The sequence below is a fragment of the Falsiroseomonas sp. E2-1-a4 genome, assembly GCF_051433165.1.
Classification (GTDB): Bacteria; Pseudomonadota; Alphaproteobacteria; order Acetobacterales; family Acetobacteraceae; genus Falsiroseomonas.
The window spans coordinates 255,026-265,239 of the sequence record NZ_JBHMFS010000005.1 but is presented as its reverse complement, the minus strand read 5'-3'; the positions used below and the strand labels follow the sequence as shown (position 1 = coordinate 265,239).

The following is a 10,214-nucleotide window of genomic DNA, read 5'->3' as shown; positions in this document are numbered from 1 at the left end:
GTGCGGCGGAAGGTGGGGATTGGGGGGTGCGGGACGCTGCATCCCGTGACAATACGAATCGCCAGCGGTTTGGGGAGTGCGATTGTGTAGCGCTACACTCTTTTGCGCATGATCGGTTCTATGCCCCGACCTGCCGCCCCAGCCAGATCACCCGCCCGATGACATGAATGTCGTCTGGGTTGAGATTCGGCTGCGGGAAATAGGCGGGATTATCCGAGAGCACCGTGATCAACTGCTTGCCAAGCTCGACCTGCACCCGCTTCACCTGCAGCCCGTTGCCGGTGCGGATCACGTAGATGCCGTCCTTGTCCCCGGGCTGGTTCTGCCGGAAGTCGATCGGCACCGTATCCCCGGTTCGCAGGGTGGGTTCCATCGAGTCGCCGTCCACCGCCAACGACCCGATCCCGGCTACCCAAGCGCGCGCCGCGCGAGGCTCCGGATAAGCGCGAAGGGGGGCGTGCGCGTCACCGGTGCGATATAGGCGCCCGAGAAAATCTTGCGGATGATTGCCTCCCGCTCGAAAGATGAGGGCTCGAAAGCCAGGTTCACCACGCCGGGGCCCGAACGCCGCACCGTCACCGGTATGTCCGGCAAACCTGCCCCTCGGAGCAACAGGAGCGGCTCTGCCAGCGGCGGTGCCGCCGCCATCTCAAGCTGTGCGCCAACGATCGAGATGTCCCGCATCCGCGCAGGCCAGCAGGTGCCGCCGGAGTCGATCAGCGTCACCTCCTCATCCGCGATGAAGCGTTCCTCCGACCGGAAGCGCGGCTGCTCGACGCAGATCATGCAGGCAATGAACAGCACCAGGCAGTTGTAGAGGCTCCAGAACAGGTTCATCGCCTCGATGTCCGGCGGTGTGCCGGGCAGAGGGCCCATCAGCACGCGCCAGCCGAGCCCGCCCAGCGTGGCCATGACCAGCAGGAGGTACGGCGTGATCAACCGCCACTGGACAACCACCTGGTCGCGGTTCGTGCCCTTGGCCGTCACCTGGAATTTCTGGTTCTTCGAGCCGAAAAGCCCGATCCAGCTGGCCTTCAACGCTTCCTTGGCGACAAGCAGGCCGACCGCCTCTGCCATCACCGGCAGGTTGGTGCCGCGGCTGACCCAGCCGAGGAAAACGACACAGCCAACCCAGTAGGGCGCGAGATGGGAGATGATGCTGGGCAGGTCGGTCTGGATGACCGTCAGCCCGAACCACCAGTACAGTATGGGCACCAGCAGCCCGAGGATCTTCACCAGCGACCCGACGGTCCAGAACAGGACCGTGTCCATGGTGTGGAAGCGCATCAGCCAGGGCGTCGGACCTTTCGAGAAGGGACCCCAGGGCGTACGCACGATCTGCATCGTGCCCAGGCACCAGCGACCGCGCTGCGTCAGGTATTCACCCATCCCCTCCGGCGCCAGGCCGGCCGAGAGCGGTTCGTTCAGGTAGACGGTCCGGAAGCCCTGCCCGCTGAACTTGATGGAGAGCAGCAGGTCCTCCGTCACGCTCTCGGTCGGGAACAGCCCGATGCCCTCCAGCGCCGTCCGGCGCACCAGAGCCGAAGTGCCGCAGGAGAAGGCGGTGCCATGTGCATCCTTGGAAGCGAGGATGACATCGAAGAAGAAGCGCTGCTCGTCCGCGATCACGCCGGTTGCGCGCAGGTTCAACTGGATCGGGTCGGGATTGAAGAAATACTGCGGCGTCTGGACGCAGGCCACGGCCGGGTCGTGCATCAGGGCGACCGTTCGGCGCAGGAAGACGGGTGTCGGCACGAAATCCGCGTCCAGCACCGCGAAGAAGTCTGGTCGATCGGGCCGCTGCAGCAGCTTCCGGATGGCGGCGTTCATGTTGCCGGCCTTGCCGTGGCTGTTTTCATCGCGCGTCAGGTAATGGGCGCCCAGATCCTCGGTCATTTCCTTGAGCCAGGGGCGCCTGCCGTCATCCAGGATCCAGACCCGGAAATTCGGGTAGTCCTGTGACAACGCGCCGACCAGCGTGCGCAGAAGGATCTCGCGCTTTTCGTTGTAGGTCGGGATGAGAACGTCGACCAGAGGTGCTCCACCTGGGAATCCCTCGGGTGGGTGGGCCTCCACTTCCGCGCTTCGGTTGGTGGTTCGCGACAAGGCATGCAGCATCAGCATCCCGGCGAGGCAGGACGACATCTCGACGACCAGGAAGACAATCGCGGCGAAGAAGTTGAAGTCCATCCCCGCCGAGGGCAGCGTATCCGTCACGCGCCAAGCCATGTAGCGCAGCAGCATCGCCGTCACGAACATGGCGCCGAGCAGCCGCGGCCAGCGCCCGTCGGGGTTGAGATGTGGCAGGGCCAGCAGCGCGAAGCCAGCCAGGATCAGCGTGGGTGCCGCTGCGGTGGCCAGTTCTCCCATTTCGCGTCAGTCAAAAACCAGCCGGCCGAGCCGGCCTGTGTCGCAGGTCAACTGGCCGTCAGGCCGCGGCGCAAGGCGCGCCACCACCTGGTAGCGCCCGCCGGAGCCGTCCGCGGCAGGCGCTTCAGCATGCAGGGCCGTCACATGCCCCGCCCGCCACTCGCTCTCGCCTTCCGCGCGGAAGCGGACGGGGTCGCCAGGGGTGAGGCGAGCCAGGACGCGTGGCTCGACGCCGCCCGTCACCTCGGGCTGGCCACAATCGGCCAGCAGCACGATGTCCTGTCCGGCACGTATCTGCTCGCCGGGCTGCGCAAGCCACCGCACCACGCGCGCCCGCACCGGTACGGTCAGCTGGGCCTCTCGAAGCAGGGCCATGCGGGCCTCCTCCGCCTCCTCCTGCATACGCAGGGCCGCAACGCGGGCAGCAAATTCGTCACGCTGCGCAGCGAGATCGGCCACGAGCAGGCGAAGCCTGTCCTCGGTCTGGGCGGATGTGGAGCGGTCATTGGCGGGATCACTGGCGAACACACCGGACAGCGCCGCGTCGCGCTCTGCCAGTGCGCTGCGGCGCCGGTCTCTGGCGGCGCGTAGCTCAGCCTCCGCCACCGCCGCGCTGCGACGGGCTGTCTCCAGGGTGGCGCGCGCTTGAACGCCGCTCGCGGTGAGCGTTGTGGTTCGGCGCAGTGTCGCGCCCGCCTCCTGCGCGCGGCTTGCCGCGGCGGCTTCGTTGGCTTCCATTTCCAGCACGCGCGCGGTCAGCATCTGGCGCCGCGCATCGCTGAAGGCCTCCGCACGCCGGGTGGCAATCATGACCGCCTGGGCCGTTTCGGCTGCGCGGCGGGTCAGGGTGTCGCGTTCGGCTTCGGCAAGTTGGCGCTGCCGGGTGAGATCACTAAGGCGCGTGGTGTCAACTCGGGGGTTTCGCACCTGCGCCAGGCCGGTACCCGTTGGAAGGATCAGACCAGCCGCTGAATCAGGGTTGATGGCCAGCACGCCCTCGATCGGGGTGCGCAATGTGACCAGGGCTCCGGAGAGTACGGCCTGGCGCACTTCCGTGGCCAAAAATCGGTCCTGCAGGAAGACGCCACCGATGCCGATGAACAAAATACCAAGAGCGATACGGAACGTTCTGCCGGGCGAAGGTAGACGCTGCTGTACGGTCCTTAGACGATGCCGGACGGACTGGCTTGAACCAATCGACGCCATGTCAGGGGGTCGCACTTCGTCGGGCAAGAGACAAACGCCTTGTACTCAGTTGCCCTGAGTATGATGACGTGTTCGTCAAATCAACCTAAACTCGCAGCGAATACCTTTAGGTTTGTGGAGTGCATCGCGCAGGCAACAGACCCCGGGCGTTTCCGGCGTCGCGGCAGGGAACTACGCGTCCGCGGCGCTGGTGCCGTCGACCCGATTCGTGGAACTCGACGCCGTGGCCTGGACCAAAAAACACCGTGCCCGTCATGGCCAGGAACATCTGGCGCCGCTGACGGCTGACGAACCTCATCAGCCAAAGACCCATGGCCGTGGCAACTGCGTCGCGTTCAGCCTGACGCCACATGGCCCTCGGAAGGCGGCCCCGCCTCGACGTAGAGCTTCTCCACCAGGATCATCAGGACCACCATCATCGGCGTGGCGAGCAGCACACCCATGATGCCGAACAGCAACCCAAAAATAATCACAGCCAGCAGGCCAAGCACTGGCGGCAGCGCCACCGCCCATCGCTGGATGAACGGTGTGATGACGTAACCCTCGAGCTGTTGGACACCAAGGCACAGCAGGCCCACGTAAAGCGCGAGCGTCGGGCTGTCCGTGAAAGCGATCAACACGGCGAGGCCGCCGAAGGCCAGCGGCCCAAAGAACGGCACGAACGCCAGAATGCCCGCCAGCACCCCGAGCGCCACGGCCAGAGGCGCACCCAGTACAAGCAGGCCGATCATGGTCAAAGCGCCGATGGCGGCCATGGAGAGCAATTGGCCCAGCAGCCACTTCTCCAGCCCCCGCCCCGCCGCGCGGAAAGCTGTGGCCACTCGCGGGCGCAAATCGTTTGGCACCAGTTTAAGCGCGCCACCGAAATAAGACCCGGGCGAGACGGCCAGATAGAGCCCAATGAAGGCGATCAATGCGACGTTCAGCAGACCGCCAGTTGCGATGGAGGCGTAGGAGGCCACCCTCGCCCAGGGCACCCCGCCCTCCTTGGCGAGAGTCCAGACTTCCGACAGGGACAGCCCGACGGGCGACTCCATCTTCAACCACTGGCTTGCGGCCTCGATGGCCTGGGGCAGCGTGCTGCGCAGCTCCCCGATTTGTTGCGCAACCTGCTGGCCCAGCAGCCAGACCAGCAGCAGGAGCAGGGCTACCAGGCCAATGACGACGCCGGCCAATGCAATCGTGTCGGGTAACCCGATCAGCCGCGAGACACGGCGTGCCATGGCGTTCAGCGCCGTTGCGAGGACGATCCCACCAAAAACTATGACGGCGATTTCAGTGAGGTACCAGGCAAGCACAAAGAGGGCGGCCAGGAACCAGAACACCAAGGCACGGCGCGCAAAAGGGCCGAGGAGTCCCAACGTCGTTTCCTTCAAAGATAGCGCGAAGCTGCCAGCATACCGGACGATGCACACATCAACGCTCTGGGTGGCAGGGCTGCCGGACTGTTGGCGATGCTGCCGGAAGCACCATAAAAAAAGGCGGGCTACTTATACATCCGGCGCGCCGTCAGACAGCCAGGCTCAGCCCTAACCCGTCGGAGCTGGTCGAAGTGCTGAAGCGTGAGCCAGGGCGGCCAATGATGCCTCGGCCGGCGTCGGCTACATGCCGCATCTGGCCGGCGGGTGGTTCAAGTCAAAGATCGGCGCGCAGGTGGAACATGTGGCCGATCGCGGCGGCGGCCCTGCCCTGCAGGCGCTGCTGACCGGCGAGGTCGGCTACACCATCGAATCCATCCCGACGCTCGCCGGTGCCCTGGCCGATGGCCGGGTGCGCGCCCATGCGCGGGCCACCAGGCGCCCGGGCGGCCGCTGTGGCAACATCCCGTCCCTGGCCGAACTCGGCGTCGCCGACCTCGATGCCGAGACCTGGATCATGGCCACCGCCCCGGCTGGCACGCCGCCCGCCGTGCTGACCCGGCTGAATGCCGGCTTCAACGCGGCGGTGGCGGAGCCGGAGCTGGGCCGCCGCCTGTCCGAGATCGGCACGGAGCCGATTTCGGACAGCACGCCGGAGAACGCCGCGGCGCATGTCCGGGCCGAAATCGCGCGCTGGCGTGGCGTGGTTCAGCGCGCCGGCTTCGCATCCAGAGGAGCTGACAGCCTGCCGGTTCCCTCCGGACGCGCCCAGGTCTATGCCTGGGCGCAAATCCACGGAGGTGTCCGATATGCCCGCACACGCCCACCCGACGCCCGAGGCGCCGAGCGCCGATCCCTTCGCGCTGGCGAAAGCCATGTCCGGCCTGCATTTCATCGGCGGGCGCTACGTGCCGGCCGGCTCCGGCAAGACTTTTGCCGTCGTGAATCCGGCAACCGGCATGCAGGTGGCGACGGCGGCGGAGGGCGATGCGGCGGATGTGGACGCCGCCGTGCAGGATGCGGCGAAGGCCCAGAAGGCCTGGGCCAAGGTCCCGGCCCGCAAGCGCGGCGCCATGGTGCATGCCTGCGCCGCCGCCATCCGCGCCCATGTGGATGAACTCGGCCTGCTGATCGCGCTGGAGACCGGCAAGGCGCTGCGCACCGAATCCCGCGTCGAGGCCAATGTGGTGGCCGATGTCTTCGAGTTCTTCGGCGGCCTGGGCGGTGAGCTGAAGGGCGAGAGCGTGCCCTTCGCCCCCGATGTGCTGTCCGTCACGGTGCGGGAACCGCTGGGCGTGGTCGGCGCCATCATCCCGTGGAACGTGCCGATGCTGCTGATGGCGCTGAAGGTGGCGCCCGCCTTGGTGGCCGGCAACGCCGTGGTGGTGAAGTCGGCCGAGGAAGCGCCGCTCGCCGTGCTGCGGATCTGCGAGATCATGAACCGCATCCTGCCGCCGGGCGTGTTCAACATGGTCTCGGGCCAGGGCCCGGAATGCGGCGCGCCGCTGGTGGCGCACCCGCTGGTGAAGAAGGTGACCTTCACCGGCTCCGTCGAGACCGGCAAGATTGTCGCCAAGGCGGCCGCCGAGAAGCTGATTCCGGTGACGTTGGAGCTTGGCGGCAAGTCGCCGATGATCGTCTTCGCCGATTGCAACTTCGACAAGACCGTGGCCGGCGCCATCACCTCCATGCGTTTCACCCGCCAGGGCCAGTCCTGCACGGCGGCCAGCCGCATCTATGTGGAACGCCCGATCTTCGACCGCTTCGTTGCTGCCATGAAGGTGGCGGTCGATGCGATGGTGATGGGCGACCCGCTGGATGAAAAGACGGATATCGGCACCATCATCAGCCAGGGCCAGTTCGAGAAGGTGCAGGCCTTCATCGAGGAAGGCACCAAGACCCCAGGCGCCACCGCCCATGTCTGCTCCGCCATGCCATCCGACCCCGCCTTGAAGAAGGGCCTGTTCATCCGCCCGGTGATCTTCACCGGCCTCGATGCCAATAGCCGCCTGGTACGGGAGGAAATCTTCGGCCCCGTCACCGTGATGCAGCCCTTCGACGATGCGGAGGCTGTGCTGGCCGAGGCCAATGACAGCGAATACGGCCTGGCGGCGAGCCTCTGGACCAACAACCTCAAGGTCGGCCTGGACCTGGCGCACCGGTTGGAGGCGGGGCTGGTGCAGATCAACCAGAACCTCGTGGTGCAGGCCAACCTGTCCTATGGCGGCGTGAAATCCTCCGGCCTCGGCAAGGAAGCCTCGCTGGAATCCATGCTGGAGCACTTCACCCACAAGAAGACCATCATGGTGAACATGGGATGACCTCCTCCATCGATCTGACCAGCAAGACCAAGGCCGAGCTGGCCACGCTGCGCGCCAATGCCGAACGCGTGTTGGCCGACCCGAAGCGGAGTGCGCGCCATGCCGAGGCGCAGCGCATGCTGGACTCGCTGCCCGTCGCCCCGCCACCGATCAGTCGGGGCAACGGCAGCCGAAGCAGCGGCGGCGGCAACGGCGCGACGCAGCAGGCGGTGGCGCAGCTGAAGCAATTCACGGCACGCCTGGCGGCGGAATACGACCTGTCGCCCCCGGCGGACACGAAGCATCCGCATCAGCTTGTCGCCAAGGACGGGACGCCCAAGGTCGGCGGCCGGCAGCGCAAGCGCGAGGTGGCCGCGGACCGCTACATCTCGCACCGCCGCGGCGACGAGGTCGCGGCCCTCGGCTGGCTGCGGCGGCTGGACGAGGACGGCGAGACCGGCGGCGCCTGGTATCTGGGCGATACGGGCGAGCCGGCCGCGGATCCATCGGCCGCGGACTTTGCCACCGCATCCGCCGCCTTCCTGAAGAAGCTGGACGCCATGGGCACGCCCCGGCGGTAGGCGGCCGCTCCCTTCCCTTCCCCGCCCATCCGGTCCATCTGGCGGCCATGCGCTTTTTCCTTCGCCTCTCGGGCCGCCTCATCCTGCTGTTCCTCGTGCTGGGCGTGCTGGCCACCGCCTTTGCCGCGGCGCTGGTCTTCACCACCCTGCCGAATGCGCGGGAGGAGCTGGCGGTCCCCGGCCTTTCCGCACCCGTCGAGGTCAGCCTTGACCAGCACGGCATCCCCCGCATCCAGGCAGCTACGGAACGGGATGCGGCGGTGGCGCTGGGCTGGCTGCATGCGCGGGACCGAATGTTCCAGATGGAGGCGATGCGCCGCAGCGCCGCCGGGCGGCTGGCGGAGCTCGCCGGCCCCTCCGCGCTGCGCCTGGACCGTTTCTCCCGCACCCTCGGCCTGCTGCCGCGGGCGGAGGCTGATCTGGCGGCGCTGGACGCGGACACGCGAGACATGCTGGCCGCCTATGCGGAAGGGGTGAACGCGCAACTCGCCGTGCGCGGCCGCCTGGCCGCGCCCGAATTCATGGTGATCGGGGAGCCTGAGCCCTGGCGGCCCGAACACTCCCTGCTCTGGGGCAAGGTGATGGGGCTGTGGCTGTCCGGCAATTGGCGGCGGGAGCTGGAGCGCGCCGCGCTGGCCGAGGCGCTGCCGCCCGCGAAGGTGGAGGACCTCTGGCCCCCGCCTGAAAGCTCCGGCCGCCCGGACCTCGCCTACCTGCCGAGCGCGCCGCATCTGGCCCGCGTGCTGGCGGCGATCCCGGTCTTCGGGGAGGACGCCCCCCTGCCCGGCTCCGCCTCCAACGCCTGGGTGGTGGCCGGCCGCCGCAGCGCCAGCGGCGCGCCGATCCTGGCGAACGACCCGCATCTCGGCTTCAACGCGCCGGTGTTGTGGTACCTGGCGCGGATCGAGCTGCCGGGCGGCCAGTTCCGCGCCGGGGCCACGGCCCCCGGCGTGCCCGGCATCGTCATCGGCCGCAACCAATCCATCGCCTGGGGCTTCACCACCACCCATTCAGACACCCAGGATGTGTTCGTGGAACGCCTGGCCGGCCCCGATGCCTACCTGACGCCGGACGGCCCCCGCCCCTTCACGGTTCGCGAGGAACGCATCGCCATCCGCGGGCGGGATGAGCCTGAGATCCTGCAGGTGCGTGAGACGCGGCACGGACCGGTGATCTCGGGGCTCGATGGGTTGGCGGCCGCGGAAGGCTATGTGCTGGCCGTCGCCATGGCCAACCTCCAGCCGAACGACACGGCCGCCGCGGCGATGGTGGCGCTGAACCGTGCGACGAATGTGGCGGAAGCCCGCGCCGCCGGCGCATTGTTCAGCAGCCCGCCGCAGACCCTGCTGGTGGCGGACAGCGCCGGGCGCATCGCGCAATACCTGCTCGGCCGCACGCCGATCCGCGCCAGCGGCGATGGCAGCCTGCCGGCGCGGGGCTGGGATGGCAGCATGGACTGGACCGGCTTCGTGCCCTTCGATGCCATGGCGCATGTCGAGGATCCGGAGTCGGGCCTGATCGCAAACGCCAATTCCCGCCCGGCGCCGGCCGACCACCCGGTGTTCCTCGGCCGCGACTGGTATGGCGACTGGCGCCTGCGCCGCATCCGCGAATTGCTGGCCACCCGCCCGACCCACAATGCCGCCGGCTTCGCCGCCATGCAGAATGACGTGGTCTCCCTGCTGGCGCGGGAGATCCTGCCAGTGCTGCGCGCGGTGCCGCCGCCGCCGGGGCTGCCGGCCCGCGCCCATGCGCTGCTGGCGGATTGGAATGGGGACATGCGCGCCGACCTGCCGCAGCCGCTGATCCACCACGCCTGGCTGCGCCGGTTCCGCGAATTGGCTCTGCGCGAAGGCGGGGCGCCGGAGGGCACGGCGGCCGGGCCGGAATTCCTCGCCCGCCTGTTGCTGCAACCCGGCCGGGGCGAGGCCTGGTGCGGCGCCCAGGGCTGCACCCCGCTGCTGGCCCGCGCGCTGGGGCTGGCCGTGGCGGATCTCGAAGCCGGGCACGGCGGCGACCCGTCCGCCTGGCGTTGGGGCGCTGCGCATGTCGCCCGCTTCGAACACCCGCTGCTGCGCTTCGTGCCCGTGCTCGGGGCGCTGACGCGGCTTGAGGTCGGCACCGGCGGCGACAACGAGACCCTGTCGCGCGGCGGCATGCGCGGCGTCGGGGGGACCCCCTTCGCGCACCAGCATGGCGCCGGGCTGCGCATGGTCTCCGATCTGGCGGATACCGAGGGCGCCTGGGCGATCATCGCCACCGGCCAGTCCGGACACCCCCTCTCCGATAATTTCGCGAGCATGGTGGAACTGTGGCGTTCTGGTGACGTTGTGCGGCTGGGGCGTCGCGTGGAAAATGAGACAGGTTCCATCCGGCTAACTCCGTGAACAGATTCGGAG

General features: G+C 68.1%; 7 protein-coding genes and 1 pseudogene. 4 read left to right on the top strand and 4 right to left on the bottom strand.

What is annotated here, in order from left to right; genetic code table 11:
- Positions 1 to 118: 118 nt before the first annotated feature.
- The 4 genes from ACFHNC_RS08100 to ACFHNC_RS08085 form a co-directional block, all read right to left on the bottom strand.
- A complete protein-coding gene (locus ACFHNC_RS08100; RefSeq protein ID WP_437168719.1) occupies positions 119 to 388 on the bottom strand; it encodes a S24 family peptidase in 270 nt (89 codons plus the stop codon).
- A gap of 20 nt (positions 389 to 408) precedes the next feature.
- Positions 409 to 2,370 (bottom strand): glycosyltransferase, encoded by a 1,962-nt coding sequence (locus ACFHNC_RS08095; RefSeq protein ID WP_437168709.1) that lies wholly within the window; start codon positions 2,368 to 2,370, stop codon positions 409 to 411.
- A 6-nt stretch (positions 2,371 to 2,376) separates the two neighbouring features.
- Positions 2,377 to 3,603 carry an HlyD family efflux transporter periplasmic adaptor subunit gene (locus ACFHNC_RS08090; protein WP_437168708.1) on the bottom strand — a complete coding sequence of 409 codons (1,227 nt, stop codon included), beginning with the start codon at positions 3,601 to 3,603 and terminating at the stop codon, positions 2,377 to 2,379.
- 308 nt (positions 3,604 to 3,911) lie between these two features.
- On the bottom strand, positions 3,912 to 4,937 hold the full coding sequence (locus ACFHNC_RS08085) for an AI-2E family transporter (RefSeq protein ID WP_437168707.1): 1,026 nt from the start codon (positions 4,935 to 4,937) through the stop codon (positions 3,912 to 3,914).
- 244 nt (positions 4,938 to 5,181) lie between these two features.
- Here ACFHNC_RS08085 and ACFHNC_RS08080 point away from each other — a divergent pair.
- The 4 genes and pseudogenes from ACFHNC_RS08080 to ACFHNC_RS08065 all read left to right on the top strand — a co-directional run.
- A pseudogene (locus ACFHNC_RS08080) lies at positions 5,182 to 5,595 on the top strand (Bug family tripartite tricarboxylate transporter substrate binding protein); the annotation flags it as partial.
- A 148-nt stretch (positions 5,596 to 5,743) separates the two neighbouring features.
- Complete coding sequence (locus ACFHNC_RS08075; RefSeq protein WP_437168706.1) at positions 5,744 to 7,255, top strand: aldehyde dehydrogenase family protein; 1,512 nt, start codon at positions 5,744 to 5,746, stop codon at positions 7,253 to 7,255.
- On the top strand, positions 7,252 to 7,815 hold the full coding sequence (locus ACFHNC_RS08070; RefSeq protein WP_437168705.1) for a hypothetical protein: 564 nt from the start codon (positions 7,252 to 7,254) through the stop codon (positions 7,813 to 7,815). The genes ACFHNC_RS08075 and ACFHNC_RS08070 overlap by 4 nt, the downstream gene beginning before the upstream one ends.
- A gap of 47 nt (positions 7,816 to 7,862) precedes the next feature.
- A complete protein-coding gene (locus ACFHNC_RS08065; RefSeq protein WP_437168704.1) occupies positions 7,863 to 10,202 on the top strand; it encodes a penicillin acylase family protein in 2,340 nt (779 codons plus the stop codon).
- The last annotated feature ends 12 nt before the right edge of the window (positions 10,203 to 10,214 follow it).

What these genes read in the sequence shown, in the direction of transcription:
- ACFHNC_RS08095 (WP_437168709.1), bottom strand. Translation starts at nt 2,370, where the DNA reads ATGGGAGAACTGGCCACCGCAGCGGCACCCACGCTGATCCTGGCTGGC.
- ACFHNC_RS08075 (WP_437168706.1), top strand. Translation starts at nt 5,744, where the DNA reads ATGCCCGCACACGCCCACCCGACGCCCGAGGCGCCGAGCGCCGATCCC.
- ACFHNC_RS08070 (WP_437168705.1), top strand. Translation starts at nt 7,252, where the DNA reads ATGACCTCCTCCATCGATCTGACCAGCAAGACCAAGGCCGAGCTGGCC.
- ACFHNC_RS08065 (WP_437168704.1), top strand. Translation starts at nt 7,863, where the DNA reads ATGCGCTTTTTCCTTCGCCTCTCGGGCCGCCTCATCCTGCTGTTCCTC.